We start from the raw sequence: 25,384 nt of genomic DNA, 5'->3' as shown, positions 1-25,384 counted from the left end.
CGTTCGTTCGTCGTTACGAGAGACCGCCCGGCTGTGCCGGCGGCCGACTACCAACCCGAACGAATGGAGGCAGTCACCGATGCGCATAGAGAGACTACGGCTTGTCGCTCCGCTGTCCGCCGCCCTGCTCGCCATCGCGGTCTTCACCGGCTCCGGTTTTGCCGCGGATTCAGAGCCGCCTGAGGCGGACGACGCGGTGACGTTCGACATTCCTCCGCAGCCGCTGCCCGAGGCGCTCGTCGCTTTCTCGGCCCGCACCAAGCTCCACGTTGTGTACGAAGGTCCAATCGCTCACGGCGTGCGGAGTCCAGGCGTCACGGGCGTACTGACCCCGACCGATGCGCTCCGGCGGCTGCTCGACGGAACGGGGCTGTCCTACCGATTCATCGACCGCAGGACCATCACGCTGGATCGTGCCGCCGCCGTCGCGCAACCGGCCCCGGCGTCGCTGCGCCACAGTCCGCCGCCGTCCGGAGCCCCCGAGGGGGAGAAGCCGGTCCTCGTGCCGGAAGTGGCGGTGACGGCGACACGCACCGAACGCTCCTTGGCAGCGATTCCTCAGGCCGTTACAGTGGTGACGAAAGAGCAAATCGAGGAGCAACGGTACGTTTCGCGCGGGCTGGTCGATATTCTGGCGCAGCTGGTGCCGGGCATGGCGCCGTCCACGCAATCCTTGAGCAACTTCGGCCAAGGCATCCGCGGCCGCAATGTCCTGGTGCTCATCGACGGAGTGCCGCAAGGCACCTCCCGCCAGAGCTTTCGGGAGCTGATGGCCATTGACCCTTATGCCGTCGAGCGTATCGAAGTGGTGCGGGGCGCCACGGCGATCTACGGCGACGGCGCCACGGGCGGCATCATCAACATCATCACCAAGCAAGCCGGTGAAGGGAAACCGTCGTTCACGACGGAAAGCGTCGTGACGAGCCAACCGACCAATCCGACGGCGAGCATCGGCGGCCGGTTTTACCAATCCGCGTCGGGTCAGCACGGCGGGTTCGACTACTCGGTCAGCGGTTCCTACGAGCGCTTCGGCGGGTTCTTTGACGCCGATGGAAGCCGCGTTCCGCCTGATCCCAACAGTCAAGGCGGACTGGCGGACTCGAACGCCGGCAATCTGTTTGTGAAGCTCGGCAAAAACTTCGGGGCCCAGCGGCTGCAATTGACGGCCAATCACTACCGCATCTTTCAGAACACCGATTACACCACCGATCCCATCGTCAATACGACCCCCGGACGGCAGCCGGCCCGGGCCCTGAAGGGTCTGCAATTGGATCAGGACCAGGGCTCGGTGAATACCGTCGTGAACATGGATTACCACCACCGGGATTTCTTCGGCAGCCGCATCCACGCGCAAGTCTACTACCGCCACTTCTTCACCCGCTTCTTTCCTTTCGACGGCCGCGCGTTTTCGAGCTTCGGTAACAGCATCATACAGTCCCATATCGCGTCGGAACGGGCCGGGACCCGCCTGGAGATCGAGACGCCGCTTCCGATTCCCGCCGGCGCCCGCGCCCCGCTGGTCTTGTGGGGGCTGGACTTCAATCACGAGCGGACCGATCAGCCCGTCAGCATCATGGATGCGACCGCCTTCACGAACAGCGGCGGGCTGGTGTTCAACACAACCGGCGAGCGGCCGTGGACCCCGCCGATCACGATGCGGAACCTCGGCTTGTTCGCGCAGTTCGAGTGGCAGGTTCTGGAGCGCCTGTTGGTGCGCGCGGGCGCCAGGCATGAGCGGGTGGGCGTCCACCTCGACGACTTCAGGACCATCGCCGGCAATGCCATCGTCGGCGGCGACAAGGAGTTCAACAAGACGGTCTTCAACGCGGGTGGGGTGCTGACTGTCACGAAGGCCGTCAGTCTTTATGGAAGCTTCTCGCAAGGATTCTCCATTCCGGATATCAGCCGCGTGCTCCGGACGGCCGGCGCGGGGACCGTCTTTGAAACGGCGGGCTTCCGGCCGCAGACGGTGAACAATTATGAAGCCGGAGTACGGGGACAGTGGAGCCGTCTACAGACCTCGCTCGCTTATTTCTACACGCGATCCAAGCTCAACGCGAGTTTCGCGCCCGACCTCTCCATCCAATTCGCGCCGGAATGGACGGAAGGCGTCGAGGGCACGCTCGACGTGCAGCCGGACGACCGATGGCGCCTGGGCGGCACGGTGAGCTATGTCGAAGGCAAGCTCGATCTCAACAATAACGGCAACTATACCTGGCTGGACGGGTTTCGGATTCCGCCGATGAAAGTCACCGGCTATATCGAGCACGAGACCTGGCCCGAATACCACTGGCGGAACCGGGTGCAAGTCCTGTTTGCCGGATGGCGGGATCGCTTCAGCAACAGCACGGCGTTCGGCCGCTTGCCGGTTGAAGGCTACGCCGTGGTGGATCTGCTCAGCAGCATCAAGGCGGGGCCCGGCACGCTGCGATTCGGCGTGCAGAATTTGCTCAACAACCGGTACTTCCCGGTGGTGTCGCAGTTACAGAGCGTCGACAGTGCCTATACGGCCGCGCGCGGCATGCTCGTGAGCCTCGGGTACAGTGTCACCTATTGACCGGGCGCCGCAGAGGGGACTTGCCGCACGAAAGGTTACAACATCTTCAATCATGACGCCTTTTCGTGCTTCGACCGCAGCGGCACCAACTTCTGCGTGTTCGGCGAGCGCCGCACTGTGGTGGGCACCGTCGCATACCGGTGGTGACGCGGGAAGGATTACTCACGGACCCGGCGGTTGAACATTCCCATCCCGCTGAAATTCTCATAGGCTTCTCCGTCCAAATGCCGGGCCTTCCGGCGTTTGGACGGGAACGCATCGATGCACGGCGAACTGCTTCAAGCCTTTCAAGCCTGCGCGGCCGACCTCCGCCGGTTCTTCACCGGCCGTGTCCGCTGCGAGCAGATGGCGGCCGACCTGACGCAGGAGATCTACCTGCGCCTGGCGCGGATCGACCAGCCGCATCTGATTGCCGATCTCCGAAGCTATCTGTTTCGCATCGCCGCCAATCTCGCGACCGATCACGAACGCGCCCGGCAGCGCCGCGCCGCGCTGGTCAACGACGAAGCCGACTGGCTGGCGGTCCCTGATCGCGCGGCGTCCCCGGAGCAAGCCCTGCTGGCCAAGGAAGAACTTCGGCTGGTGGAGGAAGCCCTGCACGAATTGTCGCCGCTCTGTCGCCGCATTTTTTTCTTGAACCGGTTCGAAGGCTTGCCGCACGGCGTCATCGCGGCCCGCTTGGGCGTCTGCAAAAGCACGGTGGAGAAGAATATCGCCCGCGCGCTGAACCATTGCCGGGAACGATTGGAGGACCCGGAGCGCCGCCCGCCGTCCGGGTGTCGCCGATTGATTCGTCTCTTTCATAGAGAGGATGATTGAAAAGGTGACCCGGTGTCGTATCTCTGTTGGCCGATGAGCAAGCACGGCATGAACCGTCCCGGAGAGCCCGAGACACGGGATCAGCTCGATCGCGAAGCGGTCACGTGGCTGGTGCGCCTGACCTCCGGCGAAACCACGGAGGAAGAGGAAGCGGAAGCCCGGGCCTGGCGGGCGCGCAGCCCGGCCCACGAGCAGGCGTTCCAAGACGCGGAGCGACTGTGGCGCGGAATGGAGCCGCTACGCGGCCGTGTGCATGCGCTCAAAGACAAGGAGCGGGTCTTGTGGCCAAGGAGGACGGCGTTTCGCTGGGGCGCGGCCGCCGCCATGCTGGCGCTCGTCATGCTGGCGGTGCTCGATCGGACAGCAACGTTCACCGTCTGGCTGGCCGACCACCGCACCGGAACCGGCCAACAGCAGACACTGCATCTTGCCGACGGCACGGTCGCGCATCTGAACACGGACACCGCGCTCTCCGTCCACTACGACGCCGGCGTCCGGCGTGTCGCGCTGCTGGCCGGCGAGGCGGATTTTGTGGTCGCCAAGGATCCGTCGAGACCCTTCCTTGTAGACGCCGGAGGCGGCACGATCGAAGCCGTGGGAACCGACTTTGTCGTCCGGCGGAACGGCCGCAGGGTGACCGTCACCATGCTCGAAGGAACCACCCGCGTCTCGTACACGGACACATCTCCGCAGGGCGAGGCCGCCGTCCCGCTGCATGCGGCCCAGCGGGTGGCGTACAGTCCGGACAGCGGACTGGGCTCCGTGGAACCGGTGGATCTGCGCCTCGAAGCCGCCTGGCGGCGAGGCAAACTGATCTTCGAAGCAGCGCCGCTCTCCACCGTGCTCGACGAAATCAATCGGTATCGTCCCGGACGCGTCTGGGTGTTGCGTCACGATCTCACGACGCTGCCCGTCAGCGGCGTCTTTGATCTGGATCGCCTGGACGAAGCCCTCATGGCCATTCAACGCACGCTGCGCCTCAAGGCCGTCAGCCTCGGCGGTCGCTGGGTCTTCTTGCTCTAGCCGTAGGCTCCCCTTCCACTTTTGTTTTTTGTGGTCCTTCCGGTTTCGCTTTTCCTCTCCCTGGAGGGAGAGGGAAGGGTGAGGGTGGATCCCCGTCCGGTTTTGCTCCGCTCAAACGTGTCCTAGGAGAAGGCCCCGCCTGTCTTATCCGGACCCGTAAGGAGCAGAACGATGCCGACATTCTCGTGCCGACTGAGATACAACCTCGCAGCATTTATCCTGATCACCACGGTCTCCAGTGCATTCGCCGAGGCCGCCGAACATGCCGACCGTCCGCCGACCCGCGTGGCGCAGGCCGACACGGTGGCCTTCGAGATTCCCCCGCAAGACTTGCAAACCGCGCTGACGGCGTTCGCCGAAGCCAGCGGATGGCAATTGTTCTACAGCGCCGAGACGACCGAGGACCGCCGCACAGCGGGCCTGTCCGGCCGCTACACGCCTGAAGAAGGGCTGCGGCTGCTGCTGGCCGGCACCGCAGTGGACTACCGGATGACGGGTCCTCGTTCCGTGACCTTGATCCGGAAGGAAAACCTCGTAGCGCCAACGGCCGCTACGGACGCGACTCAAACCGTGCCGGACCCCGCCACCACATCGGCCGATAAGCCCATCAAAGTGCAGGAGATCCTCATCAAGGAGGCGCGGGAGCGGGATACCGCCACATCGTACGTCGCGCCCGATACGCGCACGGCGACGAAAACGGACATTCCGTTGGTCGAGACGCCGCAATCCATCAGCGTCGTGACGCGGAAGCGGATGATCGATCAGGAGGTGAACACGCTGGCGGAAGCCTTGCGCTATATGCCGGGCGTGCAGGCGGAACCGGTGGGGTTCGAGCCGCGGTTCACCTTCCTCCGCTTTCGCGGGTTCGATGCCACGGAGCAAGGCCTGTTCAAAGACGGGCTCCAGCTGCGCAACCCCGGGTTTGCCGTGAGCTACAACTTGGAACCATACGGCGCCGAACAGATCGACGTGCTGCGCGGCCCCGCCTCCTTCTTGTACGGACAGGGCAGCCCCGGCGGTCTCTTGAACTACATCTCGAAGCGTCCGACGCAGCACTCCTTGCATGAGCTGCAGTTCTTGACCGGCAGCTTCGGCCGGCACGAAGGCCGGTTTGATTTCGGCGGACGCCTCAACGACAGCGACCTGTTCTCGTATCGCCTGACGGGGCTCTTCCGCGAGAGCGGGACGCAAATCGACAACGTACCCAACGACCGCGTGTACATCGCCCCGGCTCTGACCTGGCGGATCGCCCCCAGCACCGCGGCGACGTTCTTCGCGGTCTATCAAAAAGACCGTTTGGGATTTTCCCAAGCGTTCCCGTTCGAAGGCACGCTGCGGACGACTCCGTTCGGCACCGTGTCGCCGCACCGCTTTGCGGGGCAACCCAGCACCGACAAGTACAACCGCCGGGAGCACTCGGTCGGGTACGAACTGAGCCATTCCTTCACCGACAGTTGGCGGTTCCTTCAGAAATTCCGCTACAACTCCACCGAGCTGGACGACGTCTCCACGTTCGGGTTCCCTCAAGGCTCGGCCTTGCCCACGCTGGATCGAGCGCAGCAGGCGGTGTTCGGCAAGTTGAATGCCGTGACCCTTGACAATCAACTCACCGGTGCCTTTGCGACCGGTCCCCTTCACCATCTGCTGTTGACCGGCGTCGATTTTCAGCGCCTCCACATCCGTTCCAGGCAGGACTTCGCGTTGGCGTCGTCCATCAACGTGTTCGAGCGCTATGATTACGGCGCCCTGGGGACCATCCCCTTGCCGTTTCTGAGCCTCAACCAAGAGACCACCCAGTTGCAGACGGGCGTGTACGTCCAGGACCAGGTCAAGTATGACCGCTGGTTGCTCACGCTCGGCGGCCGACATGATTGGGCCCGGAACGAAACGACGGATAATCTCACGGGAATCAGAAGCCCCCAGGACGACAGCAAATCGACGGGGCGCGCCGCGTTGACCTACGTGTTCGACATCGGTCTGGCGCCGTACATCAGTTATTCGACGTTCTTCCTTCCCTCGATAGTACTTGACGCGAGCGGCAATGCCTTCAAGCCGGAAACCGGCCGCCAGTATGAAGCGGGCGTCAAGTACCAAGCTCCCGGGTCCAGAAGCTTCGTGACCGTGGCGGTGTTCGATCTGACGCGGGAAAACCTGGTGCAGTTGGATCCCAGCACCAACCTGCGGGTGCAACGGGGGAAGGTCCGCTCCCGTGGTCTAGAATTGGAAGGCGTCGCGAGCTTTGACTCCGGCGTCGATCTGATCGCCGCCTATACTCTGCTGGACAACGACGTACGCGAGACGAGCAATCCCGTCGAAAAGGGTAACCGCCTCACACAGACGCCGGCGCAATTTGGATCGCTGTGGGGCCGGTACACCGTGCTGCAGGGAAGCCTGAAGGGCTTGGGATTCGGCGCCGGAGCCAGGTATACCGGCAACACGTATGCTGATGAAGCCAACACCTTCAAGGTGCCGGGGTTCGTCGTGGGCGACGCCATGCTGGACTATACGTGGCGTCAGTACCGATTTGCCCTCAACGTCACCAACATTTTCAATCATGACGCGTTCTCCTGCTTCGACCGCGGCGGCACGAATTTTTGCGCCTATGGCGAACAGCGGACGGTGGTCGGAAGCGTCGCGTATCGATGGTGAGCTGCACGGCAGGCACCGTGGCAACGTTGAAGCAGCCGGCCCGGTACGTTGATATTGAAAACCGCTCTCAGCTTGGTCTACGATCTACCTCCATCAGCCTGCTCGAAGCGGCCGGAGGGTCTCGAATCCCGGAGCCCATTCTCGGAATGGAGGAGGGACGAGATCATGGCCGGTTCTCCCGTCGTTGTTGAAGGTCCGCTGGCTCCCTCGGTGGAGCCCCCGGTCTCATCATTTCCCGCATCCACGCTTGTGCGGCATCCGTTGCGCCGGTTTTGGCTGCGCACGCACCTCTACCTTGGGCTCTTCGGCGGCGCCTTCTTCGTCTTGATCAGCCTCACCGGCAGTCTGCTCGTGTTCTATAAGGCCATCGACGAATGGCTCAATCCGGAGCTGGCGACCACCAGCGGCTCGGGCCCCTATCGCTCGTTGAACGAGATCGCGGCGGCCGCACAAGCGGCCGGCCCACCCGGAGGCTATTTGGACAGTCTCCATGTCCCACAGCACGACCGCGGCACATATCTCGCCTGGCACAAGGTGCCGACCGATACAGCCGACGAATTCCGGTGGTTCCAGGTCACGATCGATCCCTACACGGGCGCCGTGCTGGCCAAGGACCGCGAATGGGGCGGCTATCTGATGTCGTTCATCTACGAGCTGCATGAATCGCTGCTGATGGAGAAACTCGGCCAGACGATCGTGGGCTTCATCGCGCTGTTTCTCTTGGTCTCGGTCGGAAGCGGCGTCTATCTCTGGTGGCCCCGCCCGGGCAGAATCCGCCAAGCATTTACGTTCAGCGCCGGCGCCAGCGCCGTTCGGCGCCACTACGACTGGCACAAGCTCAGCGGCTTCTATAGCGCGCTGATCCTCTTCGTGCTCGCGTTCACGGGCGTCTATCTGGAGTTTTCCCAGTACGTCGTGCCGATCGTCCGGTTGATCTCGCCTGTCCGGGAGTTCCCCAAGGAGCGTGAGGTGCGGTCCACTCCCTCTCCGGGCCGCAGACCGCTGACTGTCGAGGAAGCCGTCGACCGTGCGCGGATGGTGTTTCCCGAAGGCGCCCTCACATCCATCAGCGTGCCCCACGACGACACGGGCGTCTATCGCATCACTGTGCGCCAGCCGGACGAGGTCCGGGAGTCGGGCGGCCAGAGCAGGATCTGGCTGGACCAATACAGCGGCGCGCCGCTGCTCACGCACGATTGGCGGACCTTTACGGCCGGCGAAACGTTCCTCTCCTGGCTCTTTCCGCTGCACAACGGCGAAGCCCTCGGGCTGGCGGGACGGTGGATCGTGTTCGTCAGCGGGTTTGTCCCGCTCATCCTCTATGTCACGGCGCTGCGTATGTGGTGGCTGAAGCGCGCCGCGCACCGGCGGCAACAGGCGCGCGCAGCGGCGTGATTGCCCCAAGGATTCGCATGTCATGGCCGGCGCGTCGATGGATCGGACCTCTAGCGCTCGTGCTGGCGCTCGTCGCGCTTGCGACGGTCGCCGTCACCCTGCGCAGTGAGCGCGCGATCGGCGAACCTCCCTCCGCCGCCCAGGTGGAGCCGGCGACCCCGGTGGAAACGGCCGCCGTGCAGGTCGAGCCGATGGCGGAGACGGTGAGCGCGGTGGGCAGCCTCGAAGCCAATGAGTCGGTCCTGATCCGCCCGGAGCTGGCCGGCCTCGTCACCCGCATTCACTTCCAAGAGGGGCAGTCCGTCGAGGCGGGCGCGGTCCTCCTCGAGCTGGACGATTCGGAATTTCAAGCCGCCGCGGCACAGGCGGCCGCGCAAGAGCGGATCGCGCACCTGACCTACGAGCGGCTCATCCGCCTGCGGGCCAACCAGACCACGATCGTTCCCGCTCAGCAACTGGATGAAGCCAAGGGGCTGTTGCAGGCGGCCGAAGCGAACCGCGCGCTGTACCAGACCAGGCTGAAGAAGACGAAGCTCCGCGCCCCGTTCGGCGGGACGGTCGGCTTGCGCCGCGTCTCGCCGGGCGACTACGTCCAGCCGGGACAGGACCTCGTCAATTTGGAAGATCTCGCCGCGGTGAAGATCGATTTCAAAGTGCCGGAAGCCTATCTGAGCCGTGTGGCGATCGGCCAACAGGTGATCCTCTCGACCGACGCCTATCCGGACAGGACATTCACGGGAGAAGTCTACGCTGTCGACCCACGGGTGGACGCGACCAATCGAGCCGTGCACGTCCGTGCGCGCCTGCCGAATGGAGACGGACACCTGCGTCCCGGCCTGTTCGCGACCGCGACGCTGCTGCTCACAGGCCGGACCGACGCCCTCCTGATTCCCGAGGAAGCCGTCGTGTACCAGCGGGGACAAACCTTCGTCCATCGAGTGGTGAACGAGACGGCGCGCTTAACGGAGGTTGCGCTCGGCCGGCGCGAGCGGGGCCGGGTGCAGGTCCTCTCGGGCCTCCACCCGGGAGACACCGTCGTCCGCGCCGGCCACCAGAAACTGAAAGACGGCATGCGGGTGGCCGCCCCATGACTCTCTCCGACCTCTCCATCCGCCGGCCGGTGCTCGCGACGGTGATGACGCTGCTGCTCGCGCTGTTCGGCGCGCTGGCGTTCATGGAACTGCCCGTGCGCGAGTATCCGGCCATCGAGCCGCCCATCGTGGCGGTCCGCACGGTCTATCCCGGCGCGGACGCCGGCATCATGGAAACCGAAGTCACCACGATCCTGGAGGACTCCCTCAGCGGGATCGAAGGGCTCAAGACCATCCGGTCTTCCAGCCGTGAAGAAGTCTCGTCGATCACCTTGGAGTTCCACCTGTCGCGGAATATCGACGCCGCCGCCAACGACGCGCGGGACCGCGTCGCCCGCGTCCGCCGGCTGCTGCCGAAGGGCATCGAAGATCCCCTCATCGCGAAAGAGGACGGCGACGCCAACGAGATCCTGTTCCTGGCGCTCCTGAGCGACCGCCACAGCGAGCTGGAGATCACCGACTTCGCCGATCGCCACATCAAGGACCGGCTGGCGGCGCTGCCCGGCGTCTCCAGCGTGTATCTGGACGGCGAGCGCCGCTATGCCATGCGCCTGTGGCTGGACCCCGACCGCCTGGCGGCTCGGCGCTTGGCCGTGGAGGACGTCGAACTGGCGTTGACGGGACAAAACGTCACCCTCCCGTCCGGCCGCGTCGAGAGCGACCGCCGGGAGTTCAGCGTGCGCACGGAGGGGACTCTCCGCACGGCCGAGCAATTCAACCGGCTGATCGTCGCCTACCGCGACGGCTACCCCGTGCGCCTTGAGGAAATCGGGCGCGCAGAGCTGGGCGCGGAGGACGACCGCAAGGCCGTCCGGGTCAACGGCCGGCGGGCCATCGGACTCGGGGTGGTCAAGCACGCGCAGGCCAATACGCTGGAGGTCGCGCGCGCGGTGAATCGTGAGACGACCGCGCTCCGCGCGCTCTTGCCGGACGGCATGGCGCTGCTGACGCCCTGGGACAGCTCGATCGCCATCGAACACTCCATCCGCGAAGTCTTCCGCGCGATGGGGCTCTCCCTCTTGCTGGTCGTGGCGATCATCTTTGTCTTTCTAGGACACCTGCGCGCCACGCTGATTCCCGCCGTGGTGATTCCGGCGGCGATTTTGGGCACGTTCGTGCTCATGTATGCCCTGGGTTTTTCCATCAACATGCTGACGCTGCTGGGGTTCGTGCTGACCATCGGCCTGGTGGTGGACGACGCGATCGTCGTGCTCGAGAACATCTACCGGCGCATCGAGAGCGGCGAACGGCCGCTGGAGGCCGCGCGCGCCGGCATCCGGGAGATCGGCTTCGCCGTCATGGCCACGACGCTCGCGTTGGTCGCGGTCTTCCTGCCGATCGTCTTCCTGCCCGGCGCCACGGGCCGCCTGTTCGCCGAACTCGCCGTCGCGGTGGCCGGCTCCGTACTGATCTCGGGGTTCATTGCCTTGACGCTGACACCCGCGATGTGCGCGAGGCTGCTCCGCTCTCGGGGAGAGTCGGCCCACGGCCGGGCGGGCGGGCTCATGGCCGCCGCCGTACAGGCTTACCGGCATCTCTTGCGGGCCTTCCTGCATGCGCAGGGGACCGTGCTTGCGTCCGGCGTCGTCGCGATGGCGCTAGGCCTTGCCTTGATCCTGACGCTCCCCTCTGAGCTGGCCCCGTTCGAAGACACGGGGTGGTTCGTCGTGCACCTCACCGCTCCGGAAGGGGCCACGATGCGGTATACCGACGACTATACCCGTCAGATGGAACAGCTGTACGCCCCCATTGCGGAAATCGAATCCACGTACACCGTGGTGGCGAGAGGCTCACGACCGACTCAAGTGAACCGCGCGGCGAGTTGGACGATGCTGAAGGACTGGGACACCCGCACTCGCACGCAGGCGGCCATTCTCCAGGAGCTGGAACCACGCTTGTCGGCGATCACCGGCGTGAACGCCTTCGCGGTCAGCCCGCCGCCGTTCAATCAAGACGCCGACAAACCGCCGGCCCAACTGGTCATCGGCGGCGCATCCTACGAGGCGCTCGATGTGGCCGCGCAGCGGATCAAAGACGCGACGGCACGTTCCATGGTTCTGACCACCTTCGATTCGGACCTCGACATGAACAAACCGGAGCTGGTCGTGGCCGTGAACCGCGAGAAGGCCGCGGACCTGGGCGTGCCGATCGGCACCGTCGCCCGCACATTGGAAACTCTTCTGGGAGGCCTCAAGGTCACGACGTTCATACGAGACGGCAAGGAGTATCCGGTGATCGTCAAGATTGCCGATGAACGGCGCGCCCGGCCGGCCGATATCGAGAATCTGTATGTGGGCGCGCAAACCGGCGCGCTCATCCCCTTGGCCAACCTCGTCACCGTGACGGAATCGGTCTCGCCGAAACAACTGAATCACTACGGCAAGCTCCGTTCGGTGACCGTCAGCGCCGGCATCGCGCCCGGATTTTCATTGGGCGAGGCCCTGGACGAGCTCGAACGGATCGTGCGGACCCATCTCCCGCCGGGTGCCACGATTCGCTACACCGGCCAGACGCAAGAACTCAAGGAGTCCCATGGCCGGTTGACCGTCACGTTTCTCCTGGCTCTGGCGGTGATCTATCTCGTGCTGGCCGCGCAATTTGAGAGCTTCCTGCATCCGGTGATCATTTTGCTGTCGGTGCCGCCGGCCGTGGTCGGCGCCGTCGTGGCGCTGAAAGCGACCGGAGGCACCCTGAACATCTACAGCCAGATTGGTCTGGTGATGCTGATCGGCCTGGTCAGCAAGAACGCCATCCTCATCGTCGAATTCACCAATCAGCTCCGTGCACGCGGCGCAGCGCTCGACACCGCGGTGGTGGAAGCCGCGGCGCGGCGGCTGCGTCCCATTCTGATGACCACGCTCGCCACCCTACTCGGCGCGCTGCCGCTGGCGCTCGCCACCGGCGCGGGGGCGGCGGGCCGGCGGCAGATCGGCGTCGTGGTCATCGGGGGACTGATGCTCTCGACAGCACTGACCCTCTTTCTGGTCCCGGCCGTGTACCGGCTGCTCGCGCGCCGGGTCCACCGTGAGGCGCCGGTGAGGTATGAACCGGCCGTGCCGCCGGCTGCTGACGCGGTGTCTTCGGTCGCCGACCTCCGCTGATCTGCGCCCCCTCCCGGCCTCTCTCCATTGAACCGGCGGCCGCGCAACGGACCGGTTGAATTCACACCCCAGCGCCTCTTGAGGTAGGGTTTCGTGCCGCTCAAACGTCATAGTCATAGGGCGCCGGATGATCGATGTGCCCGAAGGCTTTGTCTACCCTTTTTCTTGAGGAGTATCAGCATGCATTCACCAGCAGTAGTCCGCACCAGACGGCTTCGGCTTCCTCCGGCTCTCTGCGTGGCCGTGCTCTTGCCGACTGCCGGTTCGGCATGGGCTGAGGGCAAGACCGACAAGCCGTTCCATGCCCTCACCGTCGATGCCAAAGGCGTCGAGATGGAGGTCAGGCACGTGGCCTTGCCCACCGTCACGATCACCCTCGCCGACGGCAAACGCCGCGAATTTCCACTGGCGCTGGCCGGCAGCTTCAAGGGCCAATCCGATTTCGGCGAGGTCGACCTGCCGGTGGCTGAGCTGAAGCGCCTCACCTTCAAGTAAGACGGACTTGCGCCTATGCTCTTCTTCCTACCGCAGCGGACTGAAGGGGACTGGCTCCCGCCAGGGTGCCTGTACCCGTTCCCATTCCTCTCTCCCCAGTCAGGGTCGCCGGGGCTCGTGCGTCTCATCCGGTGTGATGAGACGGGAGTCGGTGATTGGTCCTCCGCACAGTCTGCCGGTCGGCGCGGGTGCGGCAATGCCTAGGACGCCCTCGCGAGAGGCCGAGCGGGACATCCGCTGCGAATGCGGCAAGCTCGTCGCGCGATGGGAAGACGGCGGCATTGCGATTAAATGCGGCCGGTGCGGCCGGGTGGTCACCATCCCCTATAGCGCCATCAAAGGCAAACCGCCCACCGCGTAGCGCGCAACGCGGCACCTCTCATCACACGTCTTTCTCGGTGAGGCCAACGGATCCCGCATCCGGAGCCCACAGCTGCGTTCGCCCGCGCTTCCCCGTTGGACAGCGCGACGCGATCACGGGCTTTGTTGTATCCCAAGAGAGGAAGAGCCGATGACCGCTTCGAGTGGCGTCTCGCCTCATCGGTCATGTCCCTGAGCTGTTCATGGACGGTTGCACCATCGGCAGAGTACACCAGTATGACTCAGCACCTGCGCATCGCTATCCTGCCGATTCCGCTGGGCATTGATATCCGTTCGCTTTCCTCGGTCAAAACCGTTGAGCAAGAGCGCTCGTCGGAGGACGAGGATGCCGAGCTGGCGGCAACACTGGAACCGGCGAAAGCAGAAGCGCGATGGATCTTTGAGAGTCGACTGGCCGTACGGCATCTCTTCCAGTTTGTACCTTCCGAACGAACCGATGCCGCTCTGGAGCTTATCGGGATGAGACCGGGAGAAGCGCCCACTGCCGACCAATCGTTGAGCTCGGAAGCGAACTGGGAGCGGATCTGGTTGCTCGGGCCACCATTGAGGATTATGGAAAGGTCCGCTGGCAATGGCTGCTGGCCGGCATGTTGGCGGATATGACGGTCGATAACATCCTTCTGGATTGGCGACCGCCTGGAACCCGGTGGTGCTCTCCGCCGGTGTCGGCTGGGACGTCTTGACGAGTGCGCCGGTCTGGTTCGGTGGCGGATATCTCTTCGGTATCGCCTTGCGTCCGGTTCGAGTCGAAGCTCGTGCGTACGAAACGAGGGATGGCTATCCGATATGGCAAGACGTGGAGGTGGCGATCTACACCTGGAAGCTCCTCGAGCAGTTGCCCGAGGACGAGCGGAAGAAGAAGGAGCGCCAGCTCTGGATCAATTTGGATACGGCCGTGGAAGCATTGGCCGATTCACTGGCGGACGAACAGGCGAGAACAGCGCGGCGGTAGCAATATACGGGTCGCCGGTGATGGGACGCCTTTTGCCGCTGCGCAACGGCGGGCTGCTCGTAGGTAAGGTAGCCAGCCCGCCACTCCCCTGCGCTACTTTTTGATCTGCTCCGAGAGGTATTTGTCCAGCCCGACTTGCTCGATGGTCCGGAGCTGCGTCTCGAAATAATCCACGTGCTCTTCGGAATCTTTCACCATGTCCTCCAGCTTGTGCCTGGTGGTGAAGTCCATGACTTTCGCGCAATGCGCGATGGCTTTCCGCAAGAGCTCGACATCGTCACGTTCGAAATTGAGGTCGCTGGTGAAGAGCTCGGCGACGGTCCTGCCTCGGCTCACCGCGTCCAGGTGATCGACGTCCGGCGTCCCTTCCAAGTAGAGGATGTGGTCGATCAAGCCCGACGAATGGCCGACTTCTTCCTGCGCGAGATGCTCGAAGTGCTCGTGCAGCCGTGCATAGCCCCAGTTCTTGCACATCGCCGCATGCAGCAGGTACTGGTGCACCGCGGTCAACTCGGCCTTCAGCACCTGATTGAGATACTCGACGACCCCTTCTTTGGCTTTCATCGGCGTCAGCTCTCTTTCTTGATCTGTTCGGCCAGGTAGTTCTCCAGCCCGACCTGCTTGATGGTTTCGAGCTGCGTCTCGATCCAATCGATGTGCTCGTCCACGTCCTTGGCCATATCTTCCAACATATGCCGGGTCGTGAAATCCCCGACCTTGGTGCAGTGCACGACGCCATCGCTCAGCAGAGCGAGCATTTCTTGTTCGGCCTTGAGATCGAGCTTGAATTGCTCGGGGACCGTTTCGCCGACATGGACTGTGTTCATGCGTTGGACGTTCGGCACCCCTTCCAGGTACAGGATGTGGCCGATCAGCTCATCGGCATCCTTCATCTCGTCGATGCTGCGCTCGCGGACTTTATGGTGGAGCCGCTCATAGCCCCAGTTGTCGCACATCTTGGCATGCACGAAGTATTGATTGATGGCGGTAAGATCCGCCGTGAGGATCTTGTTCAACAGGTTAATAACGCCTTCTTTGGCTTTCATGCGGCCTCCTTTCGCGCGGAGAATAAGAGATTGATAGGTTCATTATCCAAGCTGCGTGCGATGCCGTCAACATTGAATTTACGTATTTTTGATTAGGCTTCTCAATTTCGACGACATGAAATCTCAATTTCAACTGGCGGCTCCGTGGACGCACGCGACGTGCCGTCTAAAAAGGAGAGGAGATCGATGAGGATGAGATGGAGAGGTGCGTGGCGCGGCAAGCCCGCTCAGCCGGCTTCGCGATAGCCGCAGTCTTCATTGCGACACTGCACGCTGCGGCCGGCCTGTTTGCTGACCTTCTCGATGAGGAACGGCGCCTGGCAGGTCGGGCAGCTCTTGGCGACGGGACGATCCCACAAGGCGAATTCGCATTGCGGGTACCGGCTGCAGGCGTAGAACGAGCGGCCTTTTCTGGTGCGCTTCTGGACCAAATCGCCGCCGCAGCCGGGCTGCGGACACTTCACGCCGAGGGCGAGCGGTTTGGTGGTCTTGCACTCCGGATAGGCGGAGCAGGCGATGAACTTTCCAAAGCGTCCGGACTTCACCACCATCGGACTGCCGCACTTCTCGCATTTTTGGTCGGTCGTCAGTTCCTGCTTGGGCACGATCTTGATGGTGCCGTCCGGCAGTTTTTCGAAGTTCTGCGTGTTCTTGCAGGGAGGATCGGCTTTGTAGCCGGGACAGGCCAGGAATTTGCCGTTCCGGCCCCACTTGATCTCCATCATCCGGCCGCATTTTTCGCATGGAATGTCGGTCGGCGGTTCGACCGTGTCTTTCGGGCCCGGAATGGTCTTGGCCCGCTCCATCTCCCGCGTGAAGGGATTGTAGAAATCCCGCACCGCATCCACCCACGGCTTCGTGCCTTCCTCGACTTCATCGAGCTGCTCTTCAAGATGCGACGTGAAATCGACATTGATCAATTCTGGAAAGCCCTTCAGCAGGAAGTCGTTGACCGTCTTCCCGGTTTCCGTCGGGACCAAGCGTCCTTCGATTTTTTCGACGTACTTCCGGTCCTGGATGGTCGAAATGATCGCCGCATAGGTGGACGGACGCCCGATCCCCTTCTCCTCCAGTTCCTTGATCAACAGCGCTTCGTTATAGCGCGGCGGAGGCTGGGTGAAGTGCTGTTTGGATGTCAGCCCGGGAACGGTCTGTCCTTCTTGCGCCACCAGGCGGAGGTGCTCGCCTTCCGACAAGGTCGGCAACTGGCGCTCGTTGTCGTCCTCGGCCTCCTGGTCGGCCTTCGGCTTGTGGGTCGGCGCTTCCTTGTCGACGCCTTCCATATAGACCGCGGTATGGCCGGGGAACTTCACGACCGTGCCGGTGGACCGGAAGATGTACTTGTCTTTGGTGCCGACCGGCGTGGAGTCGATCCGGGTCACGTCCAGAATGGCGGGCACCATCTGCGAGGCGATGAAGCGGTTCCAGATCAGCTTGTACAAATTGTATTGGTCCGGCTCCAAGTACTGCCGGATGGATTCAGGGTCCCGCGCGGCCGAGGTCGGGCGGACGGCTTCGTGCGCTTCTTGCGCGGCCTTGGAGGTCTTGTAGACGTTCGGCGTGGCCGGGAGATAGTCCGCGCCGAACCGGGCTTGAATCACGTCCCTGGCTTCCGCCATCGCTTCGTTCGAGATGCGGGGGGAGTCGGTTCGCATGTAGGTGATAAGACCGGTCGGACCTTCCGTCCCGATTTCGACGCCTTCGTAGAGTTGCTGCGCCAGCGTCATCGTCTTCTTCGGCGAAAAATGCAGCTTGCGCGCCGCCTCCTGCTGGAGCCGGCTGGTGATGAACGGCGCGACCGGATTCCGCTTCTTTTCCCGGCGCTCGATCGATTCGACCACGAAGGTCTTTCCGTCGACCGCCTGGACGATGCGGGCCGCCTGCTCGCCGTTCTCGATGGAGGCCTCTTCCCCGTTGATGCTGTGCAGCTTGGCGTCGAACGACGGCGGATTCGCGCCCGCCAGCAGCGCCGTGATCGACCAATATTCTTCCGGCCGGAACGCCTCGCGCTCCGCTTCCCGCTCGCAGATCAAGCGCACAGCCACCGATTGGACCCGCCCCATGCTCAAACCGCGCCGGACCTTGTTCCAGAGCAGCTGGCTGCCTTGATAGCCGACGATGCGGTCCAGCACCCGGCGCGCCTGCTGCGCGTTGACCAGCTTCATGTCGATTTCGCCCGGAGATTGCAGCGCGCGCTTGATCGCCGATTCCGTGATCTCGTTGAACAGCACCCGGAAGACCTTGCCGTCCTTCTTCCGTTTCTTCGCCTTCCCGTTCAGCTCCTGCGCGATGTGCCAGGCAATCGCCTCGCCTTCGCGGTCGGGGTCCGGCGCGAGGAACACTTTGTCGGCGTCCTCGGCTTTCTTCTTGATCTCCGCCAGAACTTTGGATTTCCCCTTGATCGTGACGTACTGCGGCTCGAAGTCGTTCTCCAGATCGACGCCGAGCTTGCTCGTCGGCAGATCCTTCACGTGCCCGACCGACGCCATGACCGTGTAGCCGCGTCCCAGATATTTGGTGATCGTCTTCGCCTTGGTCGGCGACTCAACGATGATCAGCGATTTCGCCATGTCGACTCCATCTCGGTGACAAACTGTATCATCCGTACCAAATATCCGACAATCCTGCAACTAGAATGCTGGACTCGACCCACTTACGCGCGGATGTAGTGCTGCCCGGGCAGCTGCCGAACGTGGCCGCTCAACTCCAATGAGAGCAGGACGGCGGCGACTTGCGCCGCGCTCAATCCGGTGCGTGCGATCACGGCGTCCACCGACTGCGCGTCGGAGGACAGCAACTCATAGACGAGCGTGGCCTCTTTTCCCGACGGCGGCGCGTTCACGACGGGCGCCACACCGGTCGACAGAGCCGCCCGCATGCGCGCGTCGAGCTGCGGCAGGATTTCGTCCAGAATGTCCTGCGCGCGCTCGACGAGCTTCGCGCCCTCCTTGATCAGACCGTTCGATCCTCGGCAGGCCGCTTCTTTCACCGAACCGGGCACGGCGAACACCTCCCGCCCCTGATCGAGCGCCAACTTGGCGGTGATGAGCGATCCGCTGTCCACCGCCGCCTCGCCCACCAGCACGCCCAACGCCAGCCCGCTGATGATCCGATTGCGCCGCGGAAAGTGATGGCTCTGCGGCGAAGCGCCGATCGGCAATTCGGACAGCACCGCTCCGTGCGCTTCGATGCTGCGACGGAGCGCGTGATGTTCGGGCGGATAGGTCCGGTCGATGCCGCAGCCCAGCACGGCGATGGTCCGCCCCTTGCCGGCGAGCGCCCCCCGGTGCGCGGCGGCATCGATGCCCCGGGCAAGCCCGCTGACGATCGTCACGCCCGCTGCGGCGAGGTCCCGGGCGATGTCTTCGGTGACGAGGCGTCCGGTGTGCGTGGCCCGCCGTCCTCCGACGATCGCCACCGCCGCGTCGTCCTGCTTTTCCAACGAACCGGACACGTACAGGAGCGGCGGCGGATCGGGAATCGCCCGCAAACGTCCGGGATACCGGGGATCGAAGATCGTCAGAACGTCGATCTTCGACCGTTCGACCGCCCTGACTTGCCGATCGATCTGCTGACGGACCGTGGCATCCGGCCCGCGCCTGATGCGTTCGGCCAGCTCGGCGCTGCAGCCCGCTCGCAGGAGCTCTCCGGCCGGCGCCGCCGACACCGCCTGCGGATCGCCGAACGCCTGCACCAGCCTGACGAGCGTTCGGTCGCCGATCCCTTCGATCGCCTGCAGCGACAGCCACGACACCAGTTGAACGGGATCCATAGACGCCGATCACACACACAGAGATCGAGGGCGGGTCACCCGCATGAGATGCCGACGGACTTAGAACGTGACGAGATCGTATTGCTCCAAGTGCAGCTTGTCGTCGGGGGTCACGATGATTTTCGCCGAGCATTCCCGCTCCAGCGTTTCGACGCCCTGGCGCTCTTCGTCCTGCAGGAGCTCGGCCACGGTGGGATGCGCGCCGATGACGATCCGCTGGTGATCCACCGACTGCCCGATGCGTCGAATCTCCCGGAAAATTTCATACGCCACCGTCGTCGGAGACTTCGTATAGCCGCGCCCCTCGCAGTACCGGCAGGGCTCCGAAAGCGAGCGCAGCAGATCTTCGCGCACCCGCTCGCGGGAGATTTCGATCAGCCCGAGATCGGAGATGCGGGAGATGCGGGTCCGCGCCTTGTCGGACGCCATCGCGTCGACCAGAGCGTGATAGACCTTGTCGCGATTTTTCTCCCGCTCCATGTCGATGAAGTCCACGATGATGATGCCGCCGATCCCGCGGAGCTTGATCTGATAGGCGACCTCCTTGGCGGCTTCCAGGTTGTTCCGGAGAATGGTCTCCTCCTGGTCGCGCTTGCCGACGAACCGTCCGGTGTTGACGTCGATCACCGTCATGGCTTCCGTATGGTCGATCACCAGGTAGCCGCCGGACTTGAGCCACACCTTCCGGCTCATGGCGCGGGTGATTTCCTGCTCCACGCCCATGTAGTCGAACAAGGGCTCGTCCTTGTCGTAGAAATGAATGCGGGACGTCTGCTCGGGAGAGAACCGCTGCACGAAGTCACGGATCGCTTCGTACTCTTCGCGCGAATCGATCCACAACCGATCCACCTTCTTGCCGAACAAATCGCGCACGACGCGGAAGCTCAGACTCAGATCGCTGTGCAGCAGCGCCGGCGGCGGCAACGTGTCCCGATTGTTCAGAATGTCCTGCCAGAGGACGTGCAGGAAGTCCACGTCGGACTTCAGCTCGTCCTCCTTCACGCCCTCGCTGACCGTCCGCACGATGTACCCGCAGCCCGGGCGCCGCACGCGGCGCATGATGTCTTTGAGCCGGGCCCGCTCCTCATCGCGCGCGATCCGTCGCGACACGCCGATATGCTCGACGTTCGGCATGAAGACGAGATAGCGGCCGGGCAGCGACACATAGGTCGTCACTCGCGGCCCTTTCGTGCCGATGGGGCCTTTGGAAATCTGCACCATCAGCTCCTGCCCTTCGGTGAGGAGCTGTTCGATCGGCTTGGCGCTCTGCCGTTTCGGGCGGAGCACATCCGAATCCTTCTCGTCTTCCTCGGCATCGACCAGCATGTCGCCCGGCTCGGCATCCACCGAAAGGTCCGACACGTGCATGAAGGCCGCCTTCTCCAGGCCGATGTCGACGAATGCCGCCTGCATGCCCGGCAGCACCTTCGCCACCTTGCCCTTATAGATGTTGCCGACGAAGTCCTTGTGTTTGGCCCGGTCCCCGAACAGGTCGGTGACCACGCCGTTATCCAACACCGCCACGCGGGTTTCCTCCCGCGAGACTGTAATCGCAATCTCAACTCCCATATTCACTCCTTCTGTCTTCGAGCGCCGAGGCGGCGCGGTGAGCGCTGGACGCAGGCGTAACCGCCCAGGTCCGACCATCCGCTCACCGGCCGGCTCCTCCGGCCGCTCACGATTCTTCTTCGCGCACGCCTCCGGCCTGCGCGGATTGCACTCAATAAAACAAACTCAACCGACGGCGTTTGACATTCAACAGCAAACCCAGCGACGCCATCGTCATCACGGTCGCGCTCCCGCCGTAGCTCATCAGCGGCAGCGGAATCCCGACGATCGGGAACATCCCGGCCGTCATGCCGATGTTGACGACGACGCAGAAGCAGAGCATGGCGACGATCCCCGCGGCCAGCAGAGCGCCCAATTGATCCTTCGCCTTCGCGGCGATCTCCAGCGAGAGCCAGATGAGCGCCACAAACAGGACCAGCAGCAGCAGCACGCCGAGGAAGCCCCATTCTTCCGCGAACACCGCGAAGACGAAATCCGTATGCCCTTCTGGCAAAAACTTCAGCTGGCTTTGCGTCCCGCCGTACAAGCCCTTGCCCATCAGCTCCCCCGAGCCGATCGCGATGCGGGACTGCAACGCGTGATAGCCCTTTCCCCCCGGATCATACTCCGGATCGACGAACGCCATAATGCGCTGTCGCTGATAATCATGCAAGGACCCCCAGAGCCCCTCCCAGGCGAAGGGGAACAGCATGACCGAAAACAACAGGATGACCCCGAGAGCCTGGGACCGAACCCCTACCATTAATAACATAGCGGCGTAGACGGCCATGAAGCTCAAAGCGCTTCCGAGGTCCGGCTGTTTGAGAATCAGAACCAGGCCCGGCAGCATCAGGAGTCCCGGCAAGATCACGCGCTGCAGCCAGCCGATCCGCGGCGCCTTCGAATAATAGTGCGCCAGCACGAGGATCAGCACCAGCTTCGCAAACTCGGACGGCTGGAAGCTGAACGGCCCCAAGGCGATCCACCGCTGCGCCCCCTTGCTCGTCCGACCCTCCACGAGGACATACGCCAGCATGAGCAACACGATCGCGTAGGCCGGATAGGCGAGCCGGGCGATGCGATGGTAGTCGGACACCAGCATGACAACGAACGCCAGCGCACCGAACCCGATCCAGACCAACTGCTTGAGATAGTACGGCGCCACCCCGCCTTGCTGCGCGTGGGTGACGCTGTGGATCGACAGGACCCCGATGCCAAGGATCGCAACGATCAGCGCCAGATAGCGCACATCGAAGTTGTCGAGCCCGCGATTGTCGATGAGCCGGTCGATCATGACTGTCCCGAAGGGCGCGGCGGCGCGGCGGACGACGAATCCGAAATCACCATCGGGACTTGCGGCGCAAGCCTGATATAGGTTTCGATCACTTCTTTCGCCAGCGGCGCCGCCGCGGAGCCGCCATGCCCCATGTGCTCGGCCAGTACGGCCACGGCGATCTTCGGCGTGTCAACCGGCGCAAACGCCACAAACCAGGCATGATCGCGAAACTTCTTCGGGATGTCCTTCTCCGGACCGGTCCGCAGCGCCGCCGTCTGGGCCGTGCCGGTTTTCCCGGCGATCGTGACCAGGGAGGATTTCGCCCTCGTGGCCGTCCCGACCTTGACGACGTCCGCCAAGGCTTCCTTGATCAGCCGGAACGTCTCGGGTTTGGCGCTGACTTTCCCGCGCGGCACCGCCGGCAATTCTTGAAGATTTCCGGTCGTCCGGTCCATGATCGCCTGCACGAGGCGCGGCCGATAATTGACCCCGTCGTTGGCTACGGTGCCGATCATACTCGCCATTTGCAGCGGCGTCACCGTGACGTAGCCCTGCCCGATCGCCGCCGAGATCGTTTCACCGGGCAACCACGGCTCGTTCCTGGCTTTTTGCTTCCAAGCGGAGGACGGCATGATGCCTTGTCGCTCCGACGGCAGCTCGATGCCGGTCACCTGGCCGAGCCCGAATTCCTTGCCGAATTCGGCCATCACGTCGATCCCCATCCGCTGCCCGACGGTGTAAAAGTACACGTCGCACGAGTGCACCAGCGCCGTATGGAGATCCACCGAACCATGCCCGCCGGCTTTCCAGTCGTGATAGAGGCGTTTGCCGAATTGGTAGCCGCCGTTACAGTGCACGGTGCTCGAGGGCGACATGGTCTTGCTTTCCAGAGCCGCCACCGCCATCGGCACTTTGAACGTCGAGCCCGGCGGATACTGCCCCTGTGACGCCCGGTTATTCAGCGGCCGGCCTTCGTCCTGGACGATTTCCACCCACTGCTTCGCCGTCAGCTCCCGCGACAGGACGTTCGGATCGAAGGCGGGACGGCTGGCCATCGCGAGGATATCGCCGTTCGTCGGATCCAGGGCCACGATGGCGCCCGACTCGTCGCCGAGCAAGTCCTCCGCAACTTTCTGGAGCCGCACGTCGATCGTGAGGTACAGATCGTTCCCCGCCTGCGGCTTTTCCACCACCGCCGCTTTCTTCTCATGACCGAGCGCATCGACCTCGACGCTCTTCTGGCCGGCCTGGCCGCGAACGTGCCGGTCGAACGACTTTTCGACTCCGTATTGCCCGACGATGCTGCCCTGGTGCAGGTCGGCGAACTCCGGCTTTTCCAACTGCTCGGCCGAAATTTCCCCCACATAGCCGAGAAGATGCGCCGCCGTCACGCCGCCGGGGTAATTGCGCTGCGACTCGACCTGAATCATGACGCCCGGCAAATCCAGCCGATGCGATTCGATCACCGTGGCGTCGCGCAACGTGAGCCGGTCCTTGATCTTGCGCGGCAGCAGCTTGCTGCCTTTGCCGCCGAGCTTTTTCCGGATCAGCGCCGGATCCAATCCCAGCAAGTCGGTCAGCTGCTGGATCAACGCCTCGCGATCCTTCACGTCTTCCAACGTGACGTACAAACTGAAGCTCGGCACGTTGTTCGCCAGCAGGACGCCGTGCCGGTCATAGATCAGGCCGCGGGCCGGTTCCAGCAAGACCAGTCTGGTCCGATTGTTCTCCGAGAGGTCGCGGTAATAGGGTCCTTCACGGATCTGCAGGTGCCACAGGCGAAGGCCCAGCAGCGCGACGACGAGCAACAGCCCCACGCGGAGGATCGCGAGCCGCCGTTGCAATTCGCCGAGCTCCGCTTCCGGATAGAGTCCCGCCGCCATAGCCCCTCGCTCAGATCCGCTGGTCCAGCGTCAGTCGGTCGATGGTCAGCCGGCTCCATGCCAGCCAATAGAGCGCGCCTCCCACCGCCGCATCGTAACACGCCTGCGGCAGCACCACGGTCCGCAGCGCCCACCACACACCCAATTGATCGTTCGGGCGCAGAGCCGTCGCCATCGCCAATCCCGCTGCGCCGGAGGCAATCAGCAGTGCGACCACGAGCACGGCGGGCGTCACATGCGCCACTTGACGGCCGGCCACGCCCGCCAGCAGGCCGATCCCCCCCTTGGTCACCATGCTATACCCCAGATCTTCGGCGGAAAACAGGCTCATGATCCATCCCAAGGCCAGGCCGACGAGAAGACCGTCCAGCTCTCCGGCAAGGAAGCCGATCAGGCAGACGGCGATCAAGCCGAGATCCGGCTTGACGTTCCACACGCTGACATGGGGCAACAGGATCGCTTGAACCGGCACCAAGAGGATGATCAGCAGGGTGTACCAGAGGACTTTCATGACTTCGGTTTGGCCGCCGGCGGTCCCAACCGCTCCCCTTCGGTCGGCACATAGGGCGATTGGATCACCAACACTTCTTCCACGCGGTTGGCGTCCACTTCGGGCGTCAGCTCGGCGGATTGAAACAACGCGCCTTCTTCCTTGTCGATGGTGGTGATCGTCCCGATCGCCAGGCCGCGGGGGAAGCCGCCCACGAGGCCGGAGGTAACGACACGATCGCCGGCCCGCACGCTCGACAACAAGGGAATGTATTTCAACCGGGCCATGCCCTGCGTGGTCCCTTCGACAATGCCTTCATCCCGCGTGCGTTGGATCAATCCGGCGATCGCGTTATTGGGATCGGTCACCAGCAGCACCACGGAGGTGGCGGCCGTCGTCTTGACGATGCGCCCCACCACGCCGGCCGAGGTGATGACCCCCATGTCGGGTTCGATGCCGTCCGCCCGGCCTTTGTTCAGAATGAGCGTGCGGTACCAGTTGCCGGTGTCCCGCCCGATGACCTGCGCCGCGATCATGGTGGGCAGCGCCTGCGCCTTGAATTCCAGCAGCGCCGTCAACCGCTCGGTCGCCGCGGCGGCTTCCCGGAGTTGACTGTTCTGTTCCTGCAGATACTCCACCTCCTTGCGCAGCTGCCGGTTCTCTTCCTCGACGCCCTGCAGGGCGACATAATGGTCCCACAGGTCGCCGATCCCGTCGTGCACACCGCTGAGCGCGCGCAGCGGCCAGCTCACGATCCATCCGATCGGCCCACCGAGCTGCTGAAACAGGCTTTGAGTCTGGTTGGGCAGCAGGAAGAAGCCGAGCACCAGGACGACGGCGATGACGAGGGCCAGTCGCCTCGCATTGTAGGGGGCGCGCAAATTCACCATCCACATCGGGATGGAC

20 protein-coding genes are annotated in these 25,384 nt (G+C 63.6%); 11 read left to right on the top strand and 9 right to left on the bottom strand.

What is annotated here, in order from left to right:
* Positions 1-79: 79 nt before the first annotated feature.
* The 11 genes from NITMOv2_RS04095 to NITMOv2_RS04045 all read left to right on the top strand — a co-directional run bounded on the left by NITMOv2_RS04095 (position 80) and on the right by NITMOv2_RS04045 (position 14,463).
* Positions 80-2,557: a TonB-dependent receptor gene (locus tag NITMOv2_RS04095; RefSeq protein WP_053378679.1), complete on the top strand. Its 2,478-nt coding sequence runs from the start codon at positions 80-82 to the stop codon at positions 2,555-2,557.
* 261 nt (positions 2,558-2,818) lie between these two features.
* Positions 2,819-3,376, top strand: a complete 558-nt coding sequence (locus NITMOv2_RS04090; RefSeq protein WP_053378678.1) for an RNA polymerase sigma factor — start codon at positions 2,819-2,821, stop codon at positions 3,374-3,376.
* Between the two features lie 48 nt (positions 3,377-3,424).
* A complete protein-coding gene (locus NITMOv2_RS04085; RefSeq protein ID WP_187299358.1) occupies positions 3,425-4,399 on the top strand; it encodes a FecR family protein in 975 nt (324 codons plus the stop codon).
* A gap of 171 nt (positions 4,400-4,570) precedes the next feature.
* Positions 4,571-7,048 (top strand): TonB-dependent siderophore receptor, encoded by a 2,478-nt coding sequence (locus NITMOv2_RS04080; protein WP_053378676.1) that lies wholly within the window; start codon positions 4,571-4,573, stop codon positions 7,046-7,048.
* A gap of 165 nt (positions 7,049-7,213) precedes the next feature.
* Positions 7,214-8,443 (top strand): PepSY-associated TM helix domain-containing protein, encoded by a 1,230-nt coding sequence (locus NITMOv2_RS04075; RefSeq protein ID WP_053378675.1) that lies wholly within the window; start codon positions 7,214-7,216, stop codon positions 8,441-8,443.
* Positions 8,444-8,460: 17 nt separating this feature from the next.
* The gene (locus NITMOv2_RS04070; RefSeq protein WP_053378674.1) at positions 8,461-9,534 is read left to right on the top strand and encodes an efflux RND transporter periplasmic adaptor subunit; all 1,074 of its coding nucleotides are present in this window, start codon (positions 8,461-8,463) and stop codon (positions 9,532-9,534) included.
* Entirely contained in the window at positions 9,531-12,635 is a 3,105-nt protein-coding gene (locus NITMOv2_RS04065; protein ID WP_053378673.1) for an efflux RND transporter permease subunit, read from the top strand. The genes NITMOv2_RS04070 and NITMOv2_RS04065 overlap by 4 nt, the downstream gene beginning before the upstream one ends.
* Before the next feature lie 180 nt (positions 12,636-12,815).
* Entirely contained in the window at positions 12,816-13,130 is a 315-nt protein-coding gene (locus NITMOv2_RS04060) for a hypothetical protein (protein WP_053378672.1), read from the top strand.
* Between the two features lie 196 nt (positions 13,131-13,326).
* A complete protein-coding gene (locus tag NITMOv2_RS23770) occupies positions 13,327-13,491 on the top strand; it encodes a hypothetical protein (RefSeq protein ID WP_187299357.1) in 165 nt (54 codons plus the stop codon).
* Between the two features lie 236 nt (positions 13,492-13,727).
* Entirely contained in the window at positions 13,728-14,114 is a 387-nt protein-coding gene (locus tag NITMOv2_RS04050; protein ID WP_053378670.1) for a hypothetical protein, read from the top strand.
* Positions 14,115-14,160: 46 nt separating this feature from the next.
* Positions 14,161-14,463 (top strand): hypothetical protein, encoded by a 303-nt coding sequence (locus NITMOv2_RS04045; RefSeq protein ID WP_145976165.1) that lies wholly within the window; start codon positions 14,161-14,163, stop codon positions 14,461-14,463.
* 93 nt (positions 14,464-14,556) lie between these two features.
* Here the strand turns inward: NITMOv2_RS04045 and bfr (NITMOv2_RS04040) are convergent, their stop codons facing one another.
* The 9 genes from bfr (NITMOv2_RS04040) to mreC form a co-directional block, all read right to left on the bottom strand.
* Entirely contained in the window at positions 14,557-15,027 is a 471-nt protein-coding gene (bfr, locus tag NITMOv2_RS04040) for a bacterioferritin (protein WP_053378668.1), read from the bottom strand.
* A gap of 5 nt (positions 15,028-15,032) precedes the next feature.
* Positions 15,033-15,509 (bottom strand): bacterioferritin, encoded by a 477-nt coding sequence (bfr, locus tag NITMOv2_RS04035; protein WP_053378667.1) that lies wholly within the window; start codon positions 15,507-15,509, stop codon positions 15,033-15,035.
* Between the two features lie 227 nt (positions 15,510-15,736).
* Positions 15,737-18,079 (bottom strand): type I DNA topoisomerase, encoded by a 2,343-nt coding sequence (topA, locus tag NITMOv2_RS04030; RefSeq protein WP_053378666.1) that lies wholly within the window; start codon positions 18,077-18,079, stop codon positions 15,737-15,739.
* Positions 18,080-18,162: 83 nt separating this feature from the next.
* On the bottom strand, positions 18,163-19,281 hold the full coding sequence (gene dprA / locus NITMOv2_RS04025; RefSeq protein ID WP_053378665.1) for a DNA-processing protein DprA: 1,119 nt from the start codon (positions 19,279-19,281) through the stop codon (positions 18,163-18,165).
* Positions 19,282-19,341: 60 nt separating this feature from the next.
* Positions 19,342-20,850, bottom strand: coding sequence for an Rne/Rng family ribonuclease (locus tag NITMOv2_RS04020; protein WP_053378664.1), 1,509 nt, complete (start codon positions 20,848-20,850; stop codon positions 19,342-19,344).
* 151 nt (positions 20,851-21,001) lie between these two features.
* Positions 21,002-22,123 carry a rod shape-determining protein RodA gene (rodA, locus tag NITMOv2_RS04015; RefSeq protein ID WP_053378663.1) on the bottom strand — a complete coding sequence of 374 codons (1,122 nt, stop codon included), beginning with the start codon at positions 22,121-22,123 and terminating at the stop codon, positions 21,002-21,004.
* The gene (mrdA, locus tag NITMOv2_RS04010) at positions 22,120-23,988 is read right to left on the bottom strand and encodes a penicillin-binding protein 2 (RefSeq protein ID WP_053378662.1); all 1,869 of its coding nucleotides are present in this window, start codon (positions 23,986-23,988) and stop codon (positions 22,120-22,122) included. The genes rodA and mrdA overlap by 4 nt, the downstream gene beginning before the upstream one ends.
* A 10-nt stretch (positions 23,989-23,998) precedes the next feature.
* Positions 23,999-24,499: a hypothetical protein gene (locus NITMOv2_RS04005; RefSeq protein ID WP_053378661.1), complete on the bottom strand. Its 501-nt coding sequence runs from the start codon at positions 24,497-24,499 to the stop codon at positions 23,999-24,001.
* Positions 24,496-25,374 carry a rod shape-determining protein MreC gene (gene mreC, locus NITMOv2_RS04000; RefSeq protein WP_053378660.1) on the bottom strand — a complete coding sequence of 293 codons (879 nt, stop codon included), beginning with the start codon at positions 25,372-25,374 and terminating at the stop codon, positions 24,496-24,498. Before mreC ends, NITMOv2_RS04005 begins: the two co-directional genes overlap by 4 nt.
* Between the last annotated feature and the right edge of the window lie 10 nt (positions 25,375-25,384).

This window comes from Nitrospira moscoviensis (assembly GCF_001273775.1).
GTDB classification, from domain to species: domain Bacteria; phylum Nitrospirota; class Nitrospiria; order Nitrospirales; family Nitrospiraceae; genus Nitrospira_D; species Nitrospira_D moscoviensis.
This window is presented reverse-complemented; position numbering and strand designations above follow the sequence as displayed.

Bases quoted from the DNA above. Each gene is read 5' to 3' on its own strand.
- NITMOv2_RS04020 (WP_053378664.1), bottom strand. From the start codon at position 20,850: ATGGGAGTTGAGATTGCGATTACAGTCTCGCGGGAGGAAACCCGCGTG.
- bfr (WP_053378667.1), bottom strand. From the start codon at position 15,509: ATGAAAGCCAAAGAAGGCGTTATTAACCTGTTGAACAAGATCCTCACG.
- bfr (WP_053378668.1), bottom strand. From the start codon at position 15,027: ATGAAAGCCAAAGAAGGGGTCGTCGAGTATCTCAATCAGGTGCTGAAG.
- topA (WP_053378666.1), bottom strand. From the start codon at position 18,079: ATGGCGAAATCGCTGATCATCGTTGAGTCGCCGACCAAGGCGAAGACG.
- mreC (WP_053378660.1), bottom strand. From the start codon at position 25,374: ATGTGGATGGTGAATTTGCGCGCCCCCTACAATGCGAGGCGACTGGCC.
- NITMOv2_RS04070 (WP_053378674.1), top strand. From the start codon at position 8,461: ATGTCATGGCCGGCGCGTCGATGGATCGGACCTCTAGCGCTCGTGCTG.
- rodA (WP_053378663.1), bottom strand. From the start codon at position 22,123: ATGATCGACCGGCTCATCGACAATCGCGGGCTCGACAACTTCGATGTG.
- NITMOv2_RS04095 (WP_053378679.1), top strand. From the start codon at position 80: ATGCGCATAGAGAGACTACGGCTTGTCGCTCCGCTGTCCGCCGCCCTG.
- NITMOv2_RS04060 (WP_053378672.1), top strand. From the start codon at position 12,816: ATGCATTCACCAGCAGTAGTCCGCACCAGACGGCTTCGGCTTCCTCCG.
- NITMOv2_RS04080 (WP_053378676.1), top strand. From the start codon at position 4,571: ATGCCGACATTCTCGTGCCGACTGAGATACAACCTCGCAGCATTTATC.
- NITMOv2_RS04065 (WP_053378673.1), top strand. From the start codon at position 9,531: ATGACTCTCTCCGACCTCTCCATCCGCCGGCCGGTGCTCGCGACGGTG.
- NITMOv2_RS04075 (WP_053378675.1), top strand. From the start codon at position 7,214: ATGGCCGGTTCTCCCGTCGTTGTTGAAGGTCCGCTGGCTCCCTCGGTG.
- mrdA (WP_053378662.1), bottom strand. From the start codon at position 23,988: ATGGCGGCGGGACTCTATCCGGAAGCGGAGCTCGGCGAATTGCAACGG.
- NITMOv2_RS23770 (WP_187299357.1), top strand. From the start codon at position 13,327: ATGCCTAGGACGCCCTCGCGAGAGGCCGAGCGGGACATCCGCTGCGAA.
- dprA (WP_053378665.1), bottom strand. From the start codon at position 19,281: ATGGATCCCGTTCAACTGGTGTCGTGGCTGTCGCTGCAGGCGATCGAA.
- NITMOv2_RS04050 (WP_053378670.1), top strand. From the start codon at position 13,728: ATGACTCAGCACCTGCGCATCGCTATCCTGCCGATTCCGCTGGGCATT.
- NITMOv2_RS04085 (WP_187299358.1), top strand. From the start codon at position 3,425: ATGAACCGTCCCGGAGAGCCCGAGACACGGGATCAGCTCGATCGCGAA.
- NITMOv2_RS04090 (WP_053378678.1), top strand. From the start codon at position 2,819: ATGCACGGCGAACTGCTTCAAGCCTTTCAAGCCTGCGCGGCCGACCTC.
- NITMOv2_RS04005 (WP_053378661.1), bottom strand. From the start codon at position 24,499: ATGAAAGTCCTCTGGTACACCCTGCTGATCATCCTCTTGGTGCCGGTT.